Annotated in this window: 21 protein-coding genes; 5 read left to right on the top strand and 16 right to left on the bottom strand. The window is 62.3% G+C overall.

The window, feature by feature from the left end; genetic code table 11:
• Positions 1-174: 174 nt before the first annotated feature.
• From NPX02_RS06250 to NPX02_RS06185, 13 genes are all read right to left on the bottom strand, one after another.
• On the bottom strand, positions 175-741 hold the full coding sequence (locus NPX02_RS06250; protein ID WP_260292589.1) for an arsenate reductase ArsC: 567 nt from the start codon (positions 739-741) through the stop codon (positions 175-177).
• Positions 742-910: 169 nt separating this feature from the next.
• The gene (gene arsS / locus NPX02_RS06245; protein WP_260292588.1) at positions 911-1,876 is read right to left on the bottom strand and encodes an arsenosugar biosynthesis radical SAM (seleno)protein ArsS; all 966 of its coding nucleotides are present in this window, start codon (positions 1,874-1,876) and stop codon (positions 911-913) included.
• A 45-nt stretch (positions 1,877-1,921) separates the two neighbouring features.
• Positions 1,922-2,176, bottom strand: a complete 255-nt coding sequence (locus tag NPX02_RS06240) for a c-type cytochrome (RefSeq protein ID WP_260292685.1) — start codon at positions 2,174-2,176, stop codon at positions 1,922-1,924.
• 313 nt (positions 2,177-2,489) lie between these two features.
• Positions 2,490-3,725, bottom strand: coding sequence for a multiheme c-type cytochrome (locus tag NPX02_RS06235; RefSeq protein WP_305792772.1), 1,236 nt, complete (start codon positions 3,723-3,725; stop codon positions 2,490-2,492).
• Complete coding sequence (locus NPX02_RS06225; protein WP_260292586.1) at positions 3,722-4,474, bottom strand: DUF6969 family protein; 753 nt, start codon at positions 4,472-4,474, stop codon at positions 3,722-3,724. The genes NPX02_RS06235 and NPX02_RS06225 overlap by 4 nt, the downstream gene beginning before the upstream one ends.
• Positions 4,471-5,679 carry a YeeE/YedE family protein gene (locus tag NPX02_RS06220; RefSeq protein ID WP_260292585.1) on the bottom strand — a complete coding sequence of 403 codons (1,209 nt, stop codon included), beginning with the start codon at positions 5,677-5,679 and terminating at the stop codon, positions 4,471-4,473. Before NPX02_RS06220 ends, NPX02_RS06225 begins: the two co-directional genes overlap by 4 nt.
• A 100-nt stretch (positions 5,680-5,779) precedes the next feature.
• Positions 5,780-6,520: a c-type cytochrome gene (locus NPX02_RS06215; RefSeq protein WP_260292584.1), complete on the bottom strand. Its 741-nt coding sequence runs from the start codon at positions 6,518-6,520 to the stop codon at positions 5,780-5,782.
• Positions 6,521-6,643: 123 nt separating this feature from the next.
• Positions 6,644-7,462: a YiiX/YebB-like N1pC/P60 family cysteine hydrolase gene (locus NPX02_RS06210; RefSeq protein ID WP_260292583.1), complete on the bottom strand. Its 819-nt coding sequence runs from the start codon at positions 7,460-7,462 to the stop codon at positions 6,644-6,646.
• 225 nt (positions 7,463-7,687) lie between these two features.
• Positions 7,688-7,975, bottom strand: coding sequence for a hypothetical protein (locus tag NPX02_RS06205; protein ID WP_260292690.1), 288 nt, complete (start codon positions 7,973-7,975; stop codon positions 7,688-7,690).
• Between the two features lie 257 nt (positions 7,976-8,232).
• On the bottom strand, positions 8,233-8,604 hold the full coding sequence (locus tag NPX02_RS06200; protein ID WP_260292582.1) for a hypothetical protein: 372 nt from the start codon (positions 8,602-8,604) through the stop codon (positions 8,233-8,235).
• Between the two features lie 91 nt (positions 8,605-8,695).
• Positions 8,696-9,268: a hypothetical protein gene (locus tag NPX02_RS06195; protein ID WP_260292581.1), complete on the bottom strand. Its 573-nt coding sequence runs from the start codon at positions 9,266-9,268 to the stop codon at positions 8,696-8,698.
• Between the two features lie 278 nt (positions 9,269-9,546).
• Positions 9,547-10,122, bottom strand: coding sequence for a carboxymuconolactone decarboxylase family protein (locus NPX02_RS06190; RefSeq protein ID WP_260292580.1), 576 nt, complete (start codon positions 10,120-10,122; stop codon positions 9,547-9,549).
• Positions 10,123-10,182: 60 nt separating this feature from the next.
• Positions 10,183-10,716 carry a TetR/AcrR family transcriptional regulator gene (locus NPX02_RS06185; RefSeq protein WP_260292579.1) on the bottom strand — a complete coding sequence of 178 codons (534 nt, stop codon included), beginning with the start codon at positions 10,714-10,716 and terminating at the stop codon, positions 10,183-10,185.
• Between the two features lie 354 nt (positions 10,717-11,070).
• Here NPX02_RS06185 and NPX02_RS06180 point away from each other — a divergent pair, with 354 nt between their 5' ends.
• The 5 genes from NPX02_RS06180 (at position 11,071) to NPX02_RS06160 (ending at position 17,665) form a co-directional block, all read left to right on the top strand.
• Positions 11,071-11,340 (top strand): hypothetical protein, encoded by a 270-nt coding sequence (locus NPX02_RS06180; RefSeq protein ID WP_260292578.1) that lies wholly within the window; start codon positions 11,071-11,073, stop codon positions 11,338-11,340.
• A 399-nt stretch (positions 11,341-11,739) separates the two neighbouring features.
• Positions 11,740-12,903, top strand: a complete 1,164-nt coding sequence (ercA, locus tag NPX02_RS06175) for an alcohol dehydrogenase-like regulatory protein ErcA (RefSeq protein WP_260292576.1) — start codon at positions 11,740-11,742, stop codon at positions 12,901-12,903.
• Entirely contained in the window at positions 12,887-14,647 is a 1,761-nt protein-coding gene (locus tag NPX02_RS06170) for a hybrid sensor histidine kinase/response regulator (protein ID WP_260292575.1), read from the top strand. The genes ercA and NPX02_RS06170 overlap by 17 nt, the downstream gene beginning before the upstream one ends.
• A gap of 123 nt (positions 14,648-14,770) precedes the next feature.
• Positions 14,771-15,778: a cobaltochelatase subunit CobS gene (cobS, locus tag NPX02_RS06165; protein WP_260292574.1), complete on the top strand. Its 1,008-nt coding sequence runs from the start codon at positions 14,771-14,773 to the stop codon at positions 15,776-15,778.
• A gap of 9 nt (positions 15,779-15,787) precedes the next feature.
• The gene (locus NPX02_RS06160) at positions 15,788-17,665 is read left to right on the top strand and encodes a cobaltochelatase CobT-related protein (RefSeq protein ID WP_260292573.1); all 1,878 of its coding nucleotides are present in this window, start codon (positions 15,788-15,790) and stop codon (positions 17,663-17,665) included.
• Positions 17,666-17,808: 143 nt separating this feature from the next.
• Here the strand turns inward: NPX02_RS06160 and NPX02_RS06155 are convergent, their stop codons facing one another.
• From NPX02_RS06155 to NPX02_RS21580, 3 genes are all read right to left on the bottom strand, one after another.
• Positions 17,809-18,339 carry a GNAT family N-acetyltransferase gene (locus NPX02_RS06155; RefSeq protein ID WP_260292572.1) on the bottom strand — a complete coding sequence of 177 codons (531 nt, stop codon included), beginning with the start codon at positions 18,337-18,339 and terminating at the stop codon, positions 17,809-17,811.
• Positions 18,332-18,607: a type II toxin-antitoxin system TacA family antitoxin gene (locus tag NPX02_RS06150; RefSeq protein WP_260292571.1), complete on the bottom strand. Its 276-nt coding sequence runs from the start codon at positions 18,605-18,607 to the stop codon at positions 18,332-18,334. Before NPX02_RS06150 ends, NPX02_RS06155 begins: the two co-directional genes overlap by 8 nt.
• 305 nt (positions 18,608-18,912) lie before the next feature.
• Positions 18,913-19,032: a PEP-CTERM sorting domain-containing protein gene (locus NPX02_RS21580; RefSeq protein ID WP_418067321.1), complete on the bottom strand. Its 120-nt coding sequence runs from the start codon at positions 19,030-19,032 to the stop codon at positions 18,913-18,915.
• Between the last annotated feature and the right edge of the window lie 55 nt (positions 19,033-19,087).

Below are 19,087 nucleotides of genomic sequence, written 5' to 3'. Positions count from 1 at the left end.
TATTTTCATCGACTCATTCCATGACGCCAGTCGTAAAAACATGCACCCCACCATAACACCCGCTCGGAGGGGTGCGTCCCTTCCCGGGCATGGGCAGTCTGCTTGATCGTCTCGGTCTGATGCCGGTAGACCGGGGACGTGACCGGTAACCTGTCGAGACCGATGCGCTTCATATCAAGACGGTCCATCGGTATCGGCAGGCGATGAATCCCTGGCCGCAATCCGCGTCATTGCGTGGGCGACCTCCTGCTTGCCATATTTCTTCAGTGGCAGGCTCACCAGGGTCTCCACCCGGGAGCGGAGCGTTTCGAAGCAGGACTTGAAGGCCGCCCGGGCGTGCCCGGGATCGCCGGTGACCGCCGCCGGATCGGGCAGACCCCAATGGATGTGAACACTATCTCCGGGAAAGGCGGGGCAGACCTCGGCCGCCGCGCTATCGCAAACGGTCAGCAGGATATCCAGGGGCGGCGAGTCTTCGGTCGTGAACTCCAGCCAGCTCTTGCTGCGGTAGTCCGAGGCGGACATCCCCTGTTCCCTGATGCGCTCCAGGGCCAGTGGATTGACCTTTCCCGTGGGGCGGCTGCCGGCGCTGAAGGCCTGGAAATGGCCTCCTCCGAAGTGATTGAAAATGGCCTCGGCCATCACGCTGCGTGCCGAGTTGCCGGTGCACAGCACCAGAATGCGGCAGGGTGGCTGAATGGGTTTTCCCGTGGGGTGTTGTTTATCCTGGCTTGGTTGCATGTGCGTTATCCGTGTTTTGAATGGCACTAAGTTAAGGCAGGAATCCATTTTTTCGTCATTCCGGCGCAGGCCGGAATCCATGAATTCACCGCGGATGCGGGTTCTGGATCCCGGCATTCGCCGGGATGACGGGGCTCTGGGCTTAACTTAGTGCCATTCATCCATGTTTTCAATGATCATTCAGGGCACCGCCGCAACTGCTGCCCTGGCCGGCGGTACAGCCGTAGCAATGGTCGGCCACCCGGATCGGGCGGCCGGCAAAGTCGTGATCAAGCAGTATGGACAGGTGGACGGGTTCGCTGCTACCACCCGGTGGCAGCCCCAGCATCTGGTTGAAGTCACAATCATACACCCGGCCCTGCCAGTCCACCGATAGCATTGTACGGCACATCACCGAGGCCAGGTTGCCTTCCTGGTGCGCACCCTTGAGCAGATTCATGTAGTCAAAGAATTCGTTGTGGGAGATGAGTTGGCTGCCGAAGCGGCGGATCGGCATGTTGGCCAGGGCGTACAGCTGGTTGAAGACAATGCCGAAGCGGGACCGCAACTGCGTCCGGTAGTCGGCCTCCAGTTGCCGCTGATCGGGCGGCAGGCTCGGTCCGGCAGGGTTGTAGACCAGATTCAGCCGTCTGCTGCTGTCCGCTTCTCCGTAACCCAGTGCGTTGAGCCGGTGCAGGCCGGCGAGACTGCCGTCGAACACCCCCGAGCCCCGTTGCCGGTCCACATTCTCCTCCAGGTAGCAGGGTAGCGAGGCGATGATTTCGACGTCGTTATCGGCGAGAAACCGCGCCAGATCCTCCTGGCCGGGTTCGTTGAGTATGGTGAGATTACAGCGGTCGATGACATGCAGCCCCTGTTCACGCGCGGCGATCACCAGGTGGCGGAAATCCGGGTTGAGTTCCGGGGCGCCACCGGTGAGATCCAGGGTGGTGATGCCCTGCCGGCGCGCGAAGAGTAACAGCAGGGCCATGGTCGTCCGGCTCATCGCTTCCACGCGTTTCGGGCCTGCCGCCACATGGCAATGCAGGCAGGATTGGTTGCAGCGGTAACCGAGGTTGGCCTGCACGGTCTCGATTCGTCGGCGCCGCAGAAGCGGAAAATCGGTATTCAGCAGTAGCGGAAGTGTTTCGTTCATTCTGAATTCACTGGTTCTGATTCACTTGTGCTGATTCACTGGGCCTCAGCGCAGGCTGTTGAAATAGCTGGCGAGATCTTTCATATCCTGATCCGACAGTCCCTTGGCCTGGCTCAGCATGATCGGGTTGGTGCGTTCCTTGTGCTTGAACGCCTTCAATTGCTTCAGCAGGTAGAGCCCCTTCTGTCCGGCCAGGTTGGGGTACATGGGATTGGCGCTGATCCCTTCCTGTCCGTGACAGGAGACACAGCCCAGGCTCCGGGCCTTCTCCTTGCCGGCGCTGGCGTCGCCGGTGGCCAGGCTCTATCCAGAGGCTCCCAGGGCCAATACGCCGATAAGGGCCAGGATTGCGGACTTGTGTCTGGAAAGGTACTTCATGGTTGCTCCTGTAGGGTCGTCGTTTCTCTCTGTGCCGATGGCACCTATCGAGAAAATTGGTCGGCGAACAGGGCGATTCCTTACAGATCCTAACCTCAAGTTTCGGTGTTCAGTTCCAGACACTGCAGCGACGTTTGACAAGAAGGCAGCGAGATACCCAGGGTTTGAAATGCTCGGATAAGGGATTCTCTTGCGAGACTGCAAGAACCTCCGGGGGCGCAAACGGCACTCGTTATCATAGCAATGGAATCTCCCGCTCAAACAGGGTAAAGACCGACGCATCGGCAGCATCGAGCGCACGCCGCAGCAACCCGCTGCCTTTACCGGCCCAGCCGTTATCAAGCATTGCCTGGTAGAAGTCCCGGTAAAAGCGGTCCGGCTCGACGCGGATGCGCAGGCGCAGGGAACCGGCTTGCGGATCGCGCGGCTGCCGGTAGTCGAGAGTGATGCTCCCGCCCGGCGCCAGTCGGGTGTCGGACAACTCCTCGCTCAGGTCCATGCTCACCTGCCGGGCGATGATCCGCTCCTCCCGGGTCTGCGGCAGCAACGTACCGTCCGCGTCCAACTGTACCGCCTCCATCACCACCCGGGGCGTCACGTAGGTGGGGAAGTGGTGGCCGACACCGCTGTTGGTCAGGCTGAGCCTGGCGGAGAGCGTCGGGCCGGTGGCCGTGACACCGTCAAGCCCGATCTCCACCCCCGACAGCACGGTATCCTTGTCGTGGATGCCGCGCCACTGGTGGCGGCGGTCCGGCATGTGGCAGGACTGGCAGCTCTGCCCGGCCGCCGCCTGGGGACTGGCGCGCCACTCCGTGAAGGTGTTTTCCAGCAGTTTGCCGTTGAGGGCGAAGCCGTCCGACTCGAACTGGTGGCAGGCGGCGCAGAAGCGTGAAGACTCGAAGGCTACGTCGGGATTGAAACCGCCATGTGGTCCGGCGGTTTTCCCGCTTTCATCCCCGTTGCGGGCGGGCGGGCCGTGAATCTCCCAGGCGCGCAGGTGGCAGGCGGTGCAGATCAGCCCCTGGTTGAAGAGTGGGCCGGTGGGCACCCCGGTAGGCGTGGCCGGGGCCAGGCCGCTGTGGCCCTCGGCGATCCAGGTCGCCACTTCCCCGGCCTGCTCCGCCAGGGGGGCGTGGCAGCGCAGGCAGGCCTGGTGTTCCTCGCGGTTGGCCGGGTCCATCTCGATGAGCTGTCCCAGCAGGCCGGGACCCATGGCATGGGCGTGCAGGCTGTCCTTCCAATCCTGGAACTGGTGGGGATGACAGGCGCCGCAGGCGCGTGGATCCAGGGAGCTCTCCAGCGGTGAAAAACCCGCCGGCGCTTCCCCCTGGAGTGGCAGCGGGCGCTGCCAGTGGCGGTCGAGGAAGCTGTCGATGGAAGGGTCGGCATCGCTGTCCGCCAGTGACACCGTTGCGCCGGACATCAGCAGCGCCCAGCAGATAAACGCGATTCGGAAACGGAGCCGGGTCATGAAGCCACCTGCCTCAATTCCGCCATCCAGTCATCCACCGAAACGGGCAGATAACCGGTCAATTCCAACTCGCGGTCCTCGAACACATCCCGCTGCGGATGGGCCTGTTGCCAGGCATTGATCACCACATCGCGGTGCAGGATCAGGGCCTCGACGTGGGGCCGGAACAGCCGCAGCATGGCGCTGATCCAGCGGTTCAGCGGCCAGGAGGGCCAAGCGTGGCCGATGGCGAAGCGTGGCAGCATCTCGATGACGTTGTCTGCCGGGTACCAGGTCTCGCCGGTGACCCAGCGGTTGGCGGCGAACAGCCCGATGGGCCGGCCCCAGGCATCCATGGAGATGCCCGCCAGATGGGCGATGGCCTCGTCCCCCCGGGGCCAGGGGGCGCTGGCCAGGGGGTAATCCAGGGGACGTGCATCCCCGGGCATGCCGCCGGCGCGCAGAAAGGTGTGGAAGTGGCCGTGTTCGCCGTGATCGGCGCGGTGGGCGTGGTAGTAGTACTGGCCATGGGTCTCGTCGTCGAACACATCATCCTTCGGATAATGCTCCAGCTCGATGAATTCGCCCTGGCCCTTGAGCACCTCGCCCACCAGGTTGAGCCCGACCCGTTCCAGCGCCCGGATACAGGTATTGACCTCGTCGCCCGCAATAAGCATCTGCTCGATTACCCCGGCGGGCAGCCGGGCCGGATCGGGAGGTGTCAGGATGGCGGGTGTACGGGATATTGCTGCACTATCTGTACTATTCATCGATTCGAAAGTCCGAAATGGGGCCGCCAGCACACGCCCAGCACGCTGCCGGCGAGGGCGCAGATGATCCACAGCCAGCCGTGCAGGCTGAGCGAAGCGACCCCGGAAAAGAAGGCGCCGATATTGCAGCCGTAGGCGATGCGGGCGCCGTAACCCATCAGCACACCGCCGATAATGGCCGCCGCCAGGGAACGCATCGGGATGCGGAATGACGGCGCAAAGCGGCCACCCAGCCCGGTCGCGGCCAGCGCCCCGAGGAGGATGCCGATATCCATCACCGAGGTCACATCCTGTAATACACTGCCCTGGAGCGCCGCCTGCTGAAAGCCTCCGGTCCAGAAGGCTGATGTGGCGGGATCCCAGCCTAAAAGCAGCGCGGCCTTGGCGCCCCACAGGGTAAAGGCCCAGGTGATGGTCCAGGGATGACCGGCGGTGAGCAACGTCGCCAGTCCGAGCAGGGCAAGTGCCAGGGCGGCGGCGGGCAGGCTCCAGGGGCCGGTCGACAGACGTTTCCAGAATCCCTGCCGTATACGCGGTGCTGCATCGCGCCGCACGCCCCAGCGACGCAGCAGCAGGGCGAGCAGGCCGATGAATCCAAGCTGCAGGGTGACCGCCAACGGATAACCCAGGGGTTCGGCAAGCGACTGGGTCTGTAACGCCGGCAATGTCTGCCACTGGACCATGTGCAGGCTGGCCCAGAAGGAGCCGGCACAAAATGCGAGCAGCGTGATGACCATGCGCGGTGCGCCGCCGCCGGCCTTGTAGAGGGTGCCGGAGCCGCAGCCGTCACCCAGTTGCATACCGATGCCGAACAGGAAAGCCCCGGCGGCGACCTGCAGGCCGGCCGGCGCCCAGGCGCCGATCAGGCCGCGGCCGAGAAACTGGCCCTCGCTGAGAAAGGGCGCGAACAGCAGCGTGGCGACGGCGAGCATGAGCAACTGGGCCTGCAGCGCTGGAGTTTCGCGCTTTAGCAGGAAGCGCCGGTAGGCACTGGTAAAACCAAAGGCGCCATGCTGCAGGGTGATGCCCAGGGCAACGCCCAACAGCAGCAGCAGCGCCAGGCGTGGCGTGGCGAGAAACGCAACAAGCACCAGGATAACGAGTGACGCTATCGAAAATACGCCCCACTGAATGGCTCTCCGGGAGCCGTTACGGGATGCCGGAGCGGTGGGTGACACCTTCTCCACATCCGATAGTCTGTTCAAAGATTCATTCATCAATAGGGATTGACCATTACTTGATGGAAACCAAATTCAGGCCACTGCCGCCTGGATCGGCGGCGGGCTCAAGCCCGCCGCCGATCGACTATTTCGCGGAGCAGGGGTTCATTGGCTTCGCGGAGCAGGGGTTCATCGGCTTGGCCGCACACGGATTCATCGGTTTCGCGGCGCAAGGGTTCATCGGCTTCGCGGCGCAGGGGTTCATTGGCTTGGCCGCGCAAGGATTCTTGGCCGCACAGGGATTCATTGCCCCCGTCTTGTGCTGCTTGGCAAAGCCCTTCTGCTGTTCGGTGACATAGGCGGCGAGGGCCGCCAGTTCCCGGGAGTCCCAGGGCAACGGTTTGGCGGCCATGGGTGCGACCATGCAGAGCTGGACCATCTCATCGGCGTGGACCGCCTTCAGCTTGAACTGGTCATTGGCCATCTGCACATAGTGGGGATACGGTTGCGCGAAACTGGCCTGGAACATGCCGTTGTTGTTGTGACACGTGTTGCAGGACATCCCGTTGGTGCTCAGGCTGGTATCCTTGAACAGCTTCGCGCCCTCGGCAACCAGGGCCGCGTGATCGCCCTTATAGGGCTTGTAGTCTGCGGGGCGTGTCACGCCCGCGGACATGTTTTTGGCCGCGCAGGGGTTCATGGGCTTTGCGGCGCAAGGGTTCATCGGCTTCGCCGCGCAGGGGTTCATCGGCTTCGCGGCGCAGGGGTTCATCGGTTTCGCGGCGCAGGGATTGGCGGCCTGCAGCGGGCCGCTGCCGAGGGCGACAACCGCGAGGCATCCGCCGACAATGGCGGTCAGTTTCTTCCTGGAAAAAGTTGTGGTCATGTTTATTCTCCTTCTGATGGGTAAAATCCTGATATTTCCTCAGGCGGGAATTTCCAGCGGTTAGTCGCGGGGATTTTATATTCCTTACAATGGTTGTATTCATGGGCGTTCATGTGCCAATGGCTAAGAGTAGACTGAATCCTCACCCGTTGTGATTTGCGGTTCGTTCCGATTTTCATCCTCCCAATGCAACTTGCGAAAATCGAAACCCATTTCGACGGTGGGTTTGATCACCCGAAAATAAGGTGACACATCGAAGTCCCGTGGCACAAACAGACTGTGATGCCGAACCCTGAGGCTCTCTTTGGTGCACTCGCGACAGCCGGGCGTGGACGCGGATGCCACGCTGGCGATCGGCAGGATCGGGTAGCGAATAGACTGAAAACATTGGGCGATCAAGGTCGAGCAGATCGCCCGTGTCGGATCGCCACTACCGAACGCGAGCATGCGCCGGCGCCACTGTACCGGCACGGGGGGGGGCGGGAGCAGATAGCGCGCCAGATCGATCACATTCCTGAGATCGTAGTGTTGCCCGACCCGGGACAGCGCGTAGGCGATCAGCTGTTCCAGTTCGGCGGCCCGCAGACCGATTGGACGGCAGATTCTGCTATGCAGGCCATTAAACTCGGAAATGCCCACCAGGCGGATACCCTCCGTGATATCGGCCTCTACAAAGCAGGGGGGCTCCCGATCACCGGCCACCCCGGGACGCCGGTCGCCCTGAGGTCCGACGTAGAGCGCGGCATGCGACCAAGTGGACTGGGTCAGATACTTGATCGCCACACTCACTCGACTGTTCCCTTCGACCAGCAGCACATCCCCCGGTTGGAGCGTGGAGACGAGAAGATGCCCAGGTGTCGGCCGCGACGTATCATGAATATGTGCGGGTTGGTTCAGCCAGCGCCCAAGTCGTTCGCCCACCCATTCCAATACCCTGAGCATATCACTCTCCCGTATGACGGCAATTCAGCTGCATTGGTGAGGAGTGGTACAAGGATGTACCGTTCACGGACCTGAGGATGGCATGCGCCTACGGCTTATCCACCCTCCATTTACTATTTTCGTTCATTCGCAGCTAAAAAACCAATCCTTACCGGAAGATAGTGAGGCTGAGCCGCGCAATGACGGCGGCGGGTCAGTACCCCCTACCCCCGCCGCCGACCACAGTTATTTCGCGGAGCAGGGGTTCATCGGCTTGGCCGCGCAGGGGTTCTTGGCCGCACAGGGATTGGCCGCGCAAGGATTGGCCGCACACGGATTCATCGGCTTCGCCGCGCAGGGGTTCTTGGCCGCACAGGGATTGGCCGCACATGGATTCATCGGTTTCGCACAGGGATTTGCCGGTTTGGCCGCACAGGGATTGGCGGCGTAGAGGGGGCTACCGCCGAGGGCGACCACGGCGAGGCATCCGCTGATGATGGCCGTCAGTTTCTTCCTGGAACAAGGGTTTTTCATGTTGCGTCTCCTTTGGTGAAAAATTCTGGATTTTTTTAGGTGGAACTTGGTGAAGTCGCTGGGGCTTCACGTTACTTACAGCGTGGCCCATGACCGCCGGCGCAGAAACATCCTCAAGACATTTATACCAAGCAGGCCATATACCTACAGGACCGGGAAATGCGCGCTTTCTTTTCAGGGTTTGGCCCATAATTGGCCGGTTCAGTCCGCCAGGCTCCCGGCGAATCGTTGATTTTCCAGGAAGTCTGACCGAATGCTCAGCAGTAGCCAAACGCCCCCTCCCACTGGCCATTCTTATAGTCGATACGCAACCAGTGGGGTACAAACGCCGCCGCATTGACGACCGGGAAATCGGTTAGCGGCGGCGCTTTACCCGCGATTTCATCGACCTGGCAGGACTGGGTCATCACCGGACGGAAGCGAACCCGGAGTCTGTCGTTGACCGCTACCGACTCACCCGGGAGGTTGTCCGCGCCGTCATGGAACCGCACCTGCTTGCGTACCAGGCAACTGAAGTAAAGCTCCATCTCCGTTATCAGCGGAGTCTGGCGTTGCGACAGTGCCTGTTCGGCGCGGCGACTCAGTTGAATGCCCAGCCGTTTTCCCTTGATGGTAATCTGTGTGTTCACGGTGTCCCCTTTTAGGTGAATGGCCAGCGCTCTCTTCAATACCGTCACCCAGTGCCAGGTGGCAACCTCACACGGATGCATCGCCAATTGTTTATGCGGTTTGTATGCGTCCGCTGATGAAAACGCCACCGCTACCGGGCTCGCGCCGCGCCAGGTACTCGATGTGTTGACCCTGGATCTCATGCCAAAGACGCAGCGTGGTTTCCGAGTTGCCAAACAGCTGTTGCCTGTAGTCGGGCGGCAGGATTTCCTCCGGATGTTCCAATGAAAGCCCCGCCTCATACAGCCGCTGTATCACCGCCCGATTGATGTATCGCGGTGCTCCGCCGGAATCGAGTTTGATTACCAGATCAGGATTGGCCTCGGGAAATGCCGCCATCAGGCAGTCGCGGGATTTGCAGTTGAGCCGGTTGGCCATGCTGGTGATTACCCAGGGTACAAAGTAGGGGATCAGCAACTGGATGACGGCGCAGAGCGGGTTGTCGATCAGCAGTTGCCAGTGGATGGGGAGATACTCCGCGGATCCGAACCACCACAGATCCAGGGTGATCAGCCCATGGATGGCGCTGCCAACCAACAGGGCCACCAGCCAGGGGCGATTGAACAGTTGACGCAAGTAGCGTTCGCCGTGGCTCTGGTCGGGTAACAGTGGGTCGATTTTCATGCCGCATGAGCCCTCACTCTATGGCCGTGACGAGATAGTCTGGCGCCTGTTTCAAAACAAGACCGGGACGGGGGATGGAATATTTCGCGGGCCGGCGCGGCACCGCGTGGTCGCTTGTGCAACTGTCGTCTGGACTCCTCCAGACTTGCCGGCGGCATTTTTGTCCAGGAGGAGTGGTACAGGGATGTACCGTTTTCGGAGCCGAGGATGCAATGGCCGGGAGCGGCTTTGGGCAAGGTTGAGCCCGGGGAGCCCTTTAAGGCCCCCCCGGCACCCGGTCAGGCCGGGTCGCTCCAGCGCCGTTCCTCGAATACCGGGTCAAGCGGTGTATGGAACAGGTGGTTGGCATAGTTGCTGAGGGTCTTCACCGCCAGGGCGAGGACGATCTCGAGGATCTGCCGTTCGCTATAGCCGGCCGCCAGGAATGCCGCGGTGGCGGCCTTTGACGGCAGGCCGCGCGTGTTCGCCACAACCCGGGTGAACTCAGACAGCGCCGCCAGCCGGGTATCGGTGATGGCGGTGCCGTTGCGGATGGCATCGGTCACTTCCGGGGCCAGCTTGGACTTCATGTCGGCCAGGAAGGAGTGCGCGGAGACGCAGTATTCGCAACCGTTTTCGCGACTGATGGTAAGGAAGACCACTTCCTGCTCCGGTGCCGAGAAACCGGAATCCGCGCGGAACGCCGCGTAACCGGTCAGGTAGGTCTCCAGCAGGCCCGGCGAATTGACCATATTGCTATACATATTGGGAATGAAGCCAAGATTGGCCTGCGCGGTTTCGAGCAGGGTTTTTCCTTTCGGCTCGGCCGTTTCAATGGTTTGTGCGGGAAGGGTGATCTGGTATTCGGCAAGCATCTGTATCTCCTTGGATAAATATGCACCAATCGGTACAAAAATGGTAAAAAAACGCGCCCTTCAGCTCAGGGCAGACAGCGCCAGCTCGGCCACGTCTTCGATGGCCGTGGCCTGCATGCCCGCTTTGGCCATGGTTTTGAGTCCGCTGATGGTGGTGACGACGTAGCGGGCCAGCACCTCGGCGTCCTTGCCGGAGTCGATCTCGCCGACCGACTGGGCACGTTCGATGGCACAGCGAAACACCTCGGTAAACTGGCTGGCACCTTTGCCGACCAGGTCGGCGACTATGGCGTCCCGTCCAGAGAACTCGGTCGCCGTATTCATGATCAGGCAGCCTTTGGGAGGCTCGTCCGCAACCACTTCGCTGGCCGCCGACCTGAGCATGGTTCGGAGGAACTCCTTGCCGGAGGGTGCCTGCTCAAGGGCTGCCGTCATCAGCCTGACCTGGCGCTCGCGAAACAGCTGCAGACAGCGCTGGAAAAGCTCATGTTTGCTACCGAAGGTCTGGTAGAAACTGCTCTTGGAGATAGCCATTGCCGACAGCAGGTTCTGCAGCGAGGCGGCTTCGTATCCGCGACGCCAAAATACCTCCATGGCTTTCTGCAGCGCGAGGTGGGGATCAAATTCGAGAGGGCGGCCCTGATTCATGGGGTAATTATGTACCGATCAGTCCTTAAGTCAAGTGGCCTGTCTTGGTCTGGGGTGGTGCAATAAAGGCCCGCTATTCTCCAAGGGTCCGCCATCTAAGGGCTCGCGCAAGAATAAGTATCGGTATTCGGTCGCAACTGTACCCCTCTGGCGGCGTTACGCTTTTTGGCAAGGGACGGACCTATGTAACCCGTTGCACAACGCCGTGAGCGGGCCGAGGGCGAAGCGAGATGGGATGAGTTATTTTTTCCGTGGCCCTAAGGTAAGATCATCCATACAAGACCCGCAGGAAGGAAAAATATGAAACCGACAGACGACGAGTTGGCCAACGCCCTGCAAACGGCGGAGGGCATGCGTGAGCGGGGAGAAGATCCGGATAATCTGGCCAAGGTGCTACTCTACCTGCATCGCCGGGATGAGATGCTTGAGCGGGTGCTGGATCACCTGGAACTGTTCCTGCGTTTTGGCCTGCCGGTGGACGAGCATATGAAACTGGTTCGCCTGGTGGAGGAGGCCAAGATCCAGGAGGCCCGGGAGGAGGGTACGGACCCGGGCAAGCTGGGGTTATGAGCCTGGGAGGCTGCCGGGCTTGACATGCCCCTGTTGTCAATCAGTCAGCGTCCGGCGTAGACTGTGCAATCGCGGACGTCCGACGGATGGACAGGGAAGCCGCAAATAATAATTATATTTGATACGTTATACTCAACAAGCCGAGTATGACCTTTCTGAAGAAATATACTCTGGCCAGTGGGGTCTTCGCTATCATAGGGAACCTGCGTCCAGCCCACCGTCCGCCGATTTAAAGGTAATGTCGAACCATTGGGGCGGTGCGGGTGTCGCGCTTCTTATCCGCCACCGGTCCGAACCTTTCACACCTCGAGTCGGACACACAGTCCCAGGGAAGCGGACACCAAGTGCCAGGTTTTTCCTGGCGATTGAGCAATCCAGAGGCACGTTGGAACCGATCAAATGAGTCACGATATTTCCAATCTGCGGAAGTTTGTCGCCCCGGAGATGATTTTTGGCGCGGGGGCACGCAAAAGCGTCGCCAACTATGCAAAGACCTTTGGTGCCCGCAAGGTGCTGCTGGTTTCGGATCCGGGGGTCGAGGCGGCTGGCTGGGTCGAAGACGTCTCCAGCACCCTGCGAGAGGAGGGGATCGATCACGTCACCTTTACCCAGGTGTCACCGAATCCGCGATCCCATGAAGTGATGGCCGGGGTCGATTTTTACCGGGAGCACGGCTGCAATATCATTGTCGCCGTGGGCGGCGGCAGCCCGATGGATTGCGCCAAGGGCATCGGCATCGTCAGCGCCAATGGCCGGCATATCCTCGACTACGAGGGGGTTGATCAGATTCGCGCCCCCATACCTCCGTTGATTTTTATTCCCACCACGGCCGGAACTTCCGCCGATGTCTCGCAATTCGCCATTATCAATGACGAGGCGGAACGGGTGAAAATCTCCATCGTCAGCAAGGCGGTGGTGCCGGACGTGGCGCTGGTGGATCCCGATACCACCCAGACCATGGACCCGTTCCTGCGCGCCTGCACCGGCCTGGATGCCCTGGTGCATGCGATCGAGGCCTTCGTCTCCACCGCCTCCGGCCCAATGACCGACATGTTCGCCCTGGATGCCATCCGCCTGATCAACGGTAACCTGGAGCAGTTGGCAGCCAATCCCGCGGACCCGAAGTTGCGGGAGCAGATCATGCTGGGCTCGATGAAGGCGGGGCTGGCCTTCTCCAACGCCATTCTCGGCGCCGTGCATGCCATGTCCCACAGCCTGGGCGGGTTTCTCGATCTGCCCCACGGATTGTGCAATTCGATCCTGCTGGAGCATGTGATCAGCTACAACTACAGCGCCGCCACGGACCGCTTCAAGATCATTGCCGAGACCATGGGGCTGGATACCCGTGGCCTCAACGCCACCGAGGTGAAGGCGCGCCTGCTGGCCCGGGTGGTGGAGCTGAAGCAGAACATCGGGCTGTATCAGAAACTGGCCGAAATCGGTGTCCGCACGGCGGATATCCCGACCCTCTCCGCCAAGGCCATTAAAGACCCCTGCCTGCTGACCAATCCGCGTAAATCCAACCGGCGTGATGTCGAGGTGGTCTATGAAGAGGCGCTCTGAGCCGCCTGACCTGGAATCGGAAGAGCAGGGTTTATCGTTTCAGGATCTGATCGGCCTGGGTTCGCATTCGGCCCGCAAGAGCCACTACTCCATCCTGGAAGAGAAGCTGGCGGAGCTGGAGGCGGAGCGCAATCGCTACAAATGGCTGTTTGAAAATGCCCTGCACGGCATATTCCAGGCCGATTTCAACGGTGCGGTACGTGCCGCCAACCCGGCCTTCGCCGCGATGTGCGGTTTTCACGACAGCCGCCTGATCATTGCCCAGCCGCGGCCGCTGGAGGCGCTGTTCGATGACCCCGGCGACTATGAGCGGCTGAAGCAGGAGCTGCTGTGCCTGGGCAAGGCGTACCGTTTCCTGACCACCCTGAGGCGCCGTGACGGGGTGCGTATCCATGTCTCCATGAATGTGCTGCTGCGGAGCGGGGAGGGCGGTGACCTGTTCGAGGCCTTCGTGCAGGACATCAGCGCCTACCGGCGCGCCCAGGAAGAGCTGACCCGCCTGAATGAGGAGCTTGAGGCGCGGGTCGAGCGGCGCACCCGGGAGCTCACCCAACTGAACAGGAAGTTGCTCCGCGAGATCGGCGAACGGGAACAGATGCAGGAGGAGTTGCGCCTGGCCAAGGAGGCCGCGGAACAGGCGAATCTGAGCAAGGACAAGTACCTTGCCGCCGCCAGCCATGATCTCCTGCAGCCGATGAATGCGGCCCGGCTGCTGGTCTCGACCCTGCGCGAACGGGCGCTGGCCGAACAGGACGGTTACCTGGTGGAGCGGGTGCATCTGGCGCTGGAGGGTGCAGAGGAGCTGCTCAACGATCTGCTGTATATCTCCAAGCTCGATCAGGATGCGGTGCAGCCGAAGTTCGAGGTGTTCTCGATCCAGCAGCTGCTGGCCTCGCTGGAGGGTGAGTTCCAGCCACTGGCCTCCTGTTCCGGTCTGCAACTGCGGGTGCTCCCCTCGTGCCTGAGCGTCCGCTCCGATACCCGACTGCTGGGGCGGATTCTGCGCAATTTCATTAGTAATGCGCTACGCTACACCCCCCAGGGGCGGGTGCTGGTAGGTTGCCGCCGCAAGGGCGGTCAGCTCAGTATTCAGGTATGGGATACCGGTGAGGGGGTGCCGGAAGAGCGTCTGCAGGAGATATTCCATGAGTTTTACCAGCTGAACACTCACCAGCGGGGGGCGCGCAAGGGGGTCGGTCTGGGATTGGCCATCGTGGACCGCCTGGCGCGCATGCTGGAACACCCAATCGAGGTCCTCTCCTGGCCGCCCCGGGGATCGATGTTTTCGGTGGAGGTGCCGTTGGCGGAGGCGCCGGCGCCGCTGCCAGCCGAGTGCAGGCCGGCGATTACCGGCAACAATCTGGAGGGTGCCTGCATCCTGGTGCTGGACAACGATGACAATATCCTGATCAGCATGGAGGCGCTGCTCCGGCAATGGAACTGCGTGGTCTATCTGGCCCGTGACCGGCACGAGGCGATCGACCTGTGCAAGGCCCGCTCATTGCGGCCGGATGTGATCCTGGCCGACTACCATCTGGACCGGGGGCAGACCGGGACCGATGCGGTGCTGGCCATGCGCAAGTGCGCCGGGAGCGCTATCCCCGCGGCGATCATTACCGCCGACTACAGCGATGAGAGTGTCCAGCTGTTTCAGGAACTGCAGTTGCCGATGCTGAACAAACCGGTAAAACCGGCCAAGCTGCGCGCCCTGCTGAGCCATCTGCTGCGTGATCGGGTGAGCTGAGCAGTCACCCTGCGGGTGCCGGCATTTTTCCGCGTGATACCTAAGAACAATTCAAAACCCACCGGTGGGCCGATACACTGGGGGCCCCCTTGTCAGCCATCGTCAGTATCGGAACCCGGCAGAATGAGTGATTTAGTAACCGCCCACAGTGGCACCTCTGGTTTTTCCCTGTCCGCACCGGATCAACGGATCCCGGTGCGTGAACTGTTCGGTATCGACAGCGATATGGAGGTGCCGGCCTTCTCCCGGGGCAACGAATATGTGCCGGATTCGGATCCCACCTATCGGTTTGATCCCGAGACCACCCTGGCGATCCTGGCCGGCTTCGCCCACAACCGGCGGGTCATGGTGCAGGGTTACCACGGTACCGGCAAATCATCCCATATCGAACAGGTGGCGGCGCGCCTGCGCTGGCCCTGTATCCGGGTCAATCTCGACAGCCATGTCAGCCGCATTGACCTGATCGGCCGGGATGCCATCGTGTTGAAGGACGGGCAGCAGGTCACCGAGTTTCGCGAAGGCATCCTGCCCTGGGCCTTGCAGCACCCCTGCGCGCTGGTGTTCGACGAATACGACGCCGGTCGCCCGGATGTGATGTTCGCCATCCAGCGGGTGTTGGAGGTGGAGGGCAAACTGACCCTGCTGGATCAGAACCGGGTGATCCGGCCGCACCCCTATTTCCGCCTGTTCGCCACCGCCAATACCATCGGCCTGGGCGATACCACCGGCCTCTACCACGGCACCCAGCAGATCAACCAGGGGCAGATGGATCGCTGGTCGCTGGTGCAGACCCTGAACTACCTGCCGCATGACGTCGAGGTGGAGATCGTGCTGTCCAAACTGCCGGCGCTGGACAACCCGGCGGGGCGGGAGACGGTCAGCGCCATGGTGGAATTGGCGGACCTGACCCGCCAGAGTTTTATCAACGGCGATCTCTCCACCGTCATGTCACCGCGCACCGTCATCACCTGGGCGGAGAACAGCCGCATCTTCCAGGATTGCGCCTACGCCTTCCGGGTCACCTTCCTGAACAAGTGTGATGAGCTGGAACGCCCGGTGGTGGCCGAGTTTTATCAGCGCTGCTTCGCCGAGGAGCTGCCGCTGAGTGCCGCCCGCGTGGCCCTGAGCTGAGGCGGGCGGGTGCCGGAAAGCGCAAGAGAGCTGTTCGAGCGGGTTACCGGCGCCACCCTGCGCGCCCTGGCCGCCGCCCCCGATACCCGGGTCAGTTTTGCCACGTCCGGGAGCGTCGACGCGGGCGCGGTGCGGCTGGCCCTGCCCGGGCAGGGGCGCCTGTCGGCGGACGACATTGCCCGCCTGCGCGGCCTGGCCGACGCCAGCTCCCTGCGCCTGCGCTTCCATGATGCCCCCTTGCACCGCGCCCGCCTGCCGCGGGACCCGGAGGCAGGCGCCCTGTTTGAGCTGCTGGAACAGGCCCGGGTCGAGGCGCTGGGCGGACGCCGCTTGAGTGGGGTGGCGCGGAACCTCGCCACCCTGCTGGAGTCGAGAGGCCGGGAGTGCGGCTGGGGACGGGCCGAGCGGCGGGCCGATGTCCCCCTGGTCGAGGGGGTCGCCCTGCTGGCGCGGGAACAGTTGAACGGAGTGGCGCTACCGGCCGCCGCCGCCCGGGCCGCCGCTCTCTGGCGGCCCTGGGTGACCGCCCAACTGACCTCCCAAGTGACTACCCAAGTTACCGCTGAAGAGGGTGCCGGCGCACTCGGCGAGCTGCGTACGGCGCTGGCAGATCAGGGGGAGTACGCACGGCGGGTCTGCGGCCTTCTGGAGCTCCTCGGCCTGGACAGCCGCCCGCTGGAGGCGTCGGGGGTGTTGCTCCCGTCCCCGCCCGAAGCGGCGGGCGCCGACCCGGAGGCGCTGGCCCCGGACGGAGAGGCCGAGCCCGCCGACCAGCCGGGCGAGGCGGCGCCCGCCGAGGATGCCGGCCAGGCCGGCCCGCTCCAATCGGCCGCGCCGGGGACGGGTCTCGCGGAAGAGGCCGAAGGCGCGGGCGAAGGGACGCTGTCCGAACAGGCGCTGCGTATCAACTGGCTCGATCCGCGCCAGGCCATCCGCTCCGAATACCGGGCCTATACCCGCGAATTCGACCAGGCGGTGGAGGCCGATGAACTGGCCGGCAGCGAGGAGTTGGCCGAGCTGCGCCGCCAGCTCGACGGCCAGCTCGCCCCGCTGCAGGGACTGGTGGCGCGCATCGCCAACCGGCTGCAGCGACGCCTGCTGGTGCAACAACAGCGGGCCTGGGAGTTCGACCAGGAAGAGGGGCTATTGGATGGCGCGCGCATCGCCCGGGTTGTGGCCAACCCCACCCATGCGCTCTCCTATAAGCGGGAGAAGCAAGCGCCTTTTCGCGATACCGTGGTCACCCTGTTGATCGACAACTCCGGTTCCATGCGCGGCCGGCCGATCACCGTGGCGGCGTTGAGCGCCGACATCCTGGCCCGCACCCTGGAGCGCTGCGGCGTCAAGGTGGAGGTGCTCGGTTTTACCACCGGTGCCTGGAAGGGGGGGCGGGCCTGGGAAAAATGGCAAAACGCGGGCGAGCCTGCCGACCCCGGCCGCCTCAATGAGCTGCGCCACATCGTCTACAAGGCGGCCGACCAGCCGTGGCGGCGGGCCCGGAACCGTATCGGCCTGATGCTGAAGCCGGGGCTGCTCAAGGAGAACATCGATGGCGAGGCCCTGATCTGGGCCTATCGGCGCCTGATCCGGCGTCCCGAGGCGCGCAAAATCCTGCTGGTGATCTCGGACGGGGCGCCGGTGGATGATGCCACCCTGACCGCCAACCCCGCCTCCTACCTGGATGCCCACCTGCGGGAAGTGATCCAGTGGCTGGAGCGGCGCACCCCGGTGCAGCTGATGGCTATCGGTATCGGCCATGACGTGACCCGCTACTACCGCCAGGCGCTGATGCTGCGGGAGCCGGAAGAGCTGGGTGGGGCGATGCTGCAGCAGCTGGCGCGGCTGCTGGATCCACGGCCCGTGGATATCCAGCGGGCGTCGAACTGACCGACCCACGAAGACCACCTTTTGTGAAGGGCAACAGGCTTACCGGGTCACTCGGCCGACGGCCGTGAGGAATATCGAGCGGCTGGTTATGTATGTCCGGAAGTGCCGGGAGCTAAACCTGACGTCCTATGCGGGAGAGTCTCTTAACCCTCGTGCTCCGACAGCCAAGTCGTAGCATCCTTCATGGTCAGGAATAGCGTTTCGCAGTCTGGAAGAGCCTCAAAGCCGTGATGAAGGTAAAAGGAAGAGGCTTGCTGATCGATGGGGTCTACCACAATGGCCCAAACGGCCACCTCCTCCGCGGCGTTCGCAATGCGCCCAAGCGCATCGAGAAGCAGCGCAGAACCCAAGCCTTGCCCCTGGAGGGCATTGTCCACCGCCAGTTCCCCGATCCGAACCACTGGCACGGGATATTTGGGCAGACCTCTGCAAATTGCAGGGGGAAGGTTATCGAAGGCCACGGCGCCGGCCGAGAGGGTGTAATAGCCAACAACCGGATTACCGGCCTCGGCGGGGACCGCGACATACGCTCTGGCGACACCGTTCTGGTCGTTTTGACGGGCAAACTGGGTGAGGTAGGTATTAAGGAATGGATGCCCGCAGTCAAAGGTAGCGCGATTATGCACTGCCCTGACTGCTTCGATGCGATAGGTGATCGGAGTGGCCTCAGTCACCTACCACCAGTGCAGCATGACGGGCCTTGGCCTTGCGAATGGATTCAGGCATGGGGCGGGCCGGTCGGTCTAGTGCGGCAAGGAACAGGTCACGGTCGCGGTCGGTAAGCATCACTGCCTGCTTGCGGCGCTGCGCCCGTGCCACCTGCTCCTTGGCGGCGGCAATCATAAAGGTCGAGAGGTTCATGCCGAATACCTCCGCCGCCTCGGTAAATTGGGTCTTAATGGCCTCTTCCACCCGGAAGTCGATGCGATCTTGCTTTGCCATAGCGCTATCCTCCTGCACATATTCTAGCTAATGTACGGAAATTGTCCACACATAAACGACTGGCAGGAGCGGGCCTACCTCCCCCGTCTGGGAAAAGGGCAAGGGGAAAAGGGAGGGGGAAAGGGGGAAAAGGGGACACCAGACGAAAGGGACGGAAACAAAAGTTCGGGGGACACCAAAGTTCGGGGACACAATACTTAACTCCTGCTATTAAGTATCGTGTCCCCAGAACTCCCGCCCTATCAAGACGGGTCGGCGGACCGGTGCTTTCACGCTGGGTAGGGACCGTCTCGAACTACGTCGGTTCATGCTCGGCTCGGGTTCGGATACTTGATCCGCCGGCGCATCATGCCAATCCCGAAAACGCCAAGACAGACCAAGGCGAGCGCGTTAGGTTCGGGGACGTTCACAGGAACTCCACGCATTTCGTCCGAGCCCGAGCCGACGATGTTGACCCCGAAGCCGAGCGGATTCGGTGTC

Source organism: Sedimenticola hydrogenitrophicus, assembly GCF_025175675.1.
Taxonomy (GTDB): domain Bacteria; phylum Pseudomonadota; class Gammaproteobacteria; order Chromatiales; family Chromatiaceae; genus Sedimenticola; species Sedimenticola hydrogenitrophicus.
The sequence above is the reverse complement of the archived record's forward strand: the minus strand, read 5'-3'. Positions and strand labels throughout refer to the sequence as shown.

Bases quoted from the DNA above. Each gene is read 5' to 3' on its own strand.
- NPX02_RS06215 (WP_260292584.1), bottom strand. From the start codon at position 6,520: ATGACCACAACTTTTTCCAGGAAGAAACTGACCGCCATTGTCGGCGGA.
- arsS (WP_260292588.1), bottom strand. From the start codon at position 1,876: ATGAACGAAACACTTCCGCTACTGCTGAATACCGATTTTCCGCTTCTG.
- NPX02_RS06235 (WP_305792772.1), bottom strand. From the start codon at position 3,725: ATGACCCGGCTCCGTTTCCGAATCGCGTTTATCTGCTGGGCGCTGCTG.
- NPX02_RS06195 (WP_260292581.1), bottom strand. From the start codon at position 9,268: ATGAAAATCGACCCACTGTTACCCGACCAGAGCCACGGCGAACGCTAC.
- NPX02_RS06205 (WP_260292690.1), bottom strand. From the start codon at position 7,975: ATGAAAAACCCTTGTTCCAGGAAGAAACTGACGGCCATCATCAGCGGA.
- NPX02_RS06180 (WP_260292578.1), top strand. From the start codon at position 11,071: ATGAAACCGACAGACGACGAGTTGGCCAACGCCCTGCAAACGGCGGAG.
- NPX02_RS06190 (WP_260292580.1), bottom strand. From the start codon at position 10,122: ATGCTTGCCGAATACCAGATCACCCTTCCCGCACAAACCATTGAAACG.
- NPX02_RS06250 (WP_260292589.1), bottom strand. From the start codon at position 741: ATGCAACCAAGCCAGGATAAACAACACCCCACGGGAAAACCCATTCAG.
- NPX02_RS06150 (WP_260292571.1), bottom strand. From the start codon at position 18,607: ATGGCAAAGCAAGATCGCATCGACTTCCGGGTGGAAGAGGCCATTAAG.
- NPX02_RS06225 (WP_260292586.1), bottom strand. From the start codon at position 4,474: ATGAATAGTACAGATAGTGCAGCAATATCCCGTACACCCGCCATCCTG.
- cobS (WP_260292574.1), top strand. From the start codon at position 14,771: ATGAGTGATTTAGTAACCGCCCACAGTGGCACCTCTGGTTTTTCCCTG.
- NPX02_RS06210 (WP_260292583.1), bottom strand. From the start codon at position 7,462: ATGCTCAGGGTATTGGAATGGGTGGGCGAACGACTTGGGCGCTGGCTG.
- NPX02_RS21580 (WP_418067321.1), bottom strand. From the start codon at position 19,032: ATGCGTGGAGTTCCTGTGAACGTCCCCGAACCTAACGCGCTCGCCTTG.
- ercA (WP_260292576.1), top strand. From the start codon at position 11,740: ATGAGTCACGATATTTCCAATCTGCGGAAGTTTGTCGCCCCGGAGATG.
- NPX02_RS06170 (WP_260292575.1), top strand. From the start codon at position 12,887: ATGAAGAGGCGCTCTGAGCCGCCTGACCTGGAATCGGAAGAGCAGGGT.
- NPX02_RS06185 (WP_260292579.1), bottom strand. From the start codon at position 10,716: ATGGAGGTATTTTGGCGTCGCGGATACGAAGCCGCCTCGCTGCAGAAC.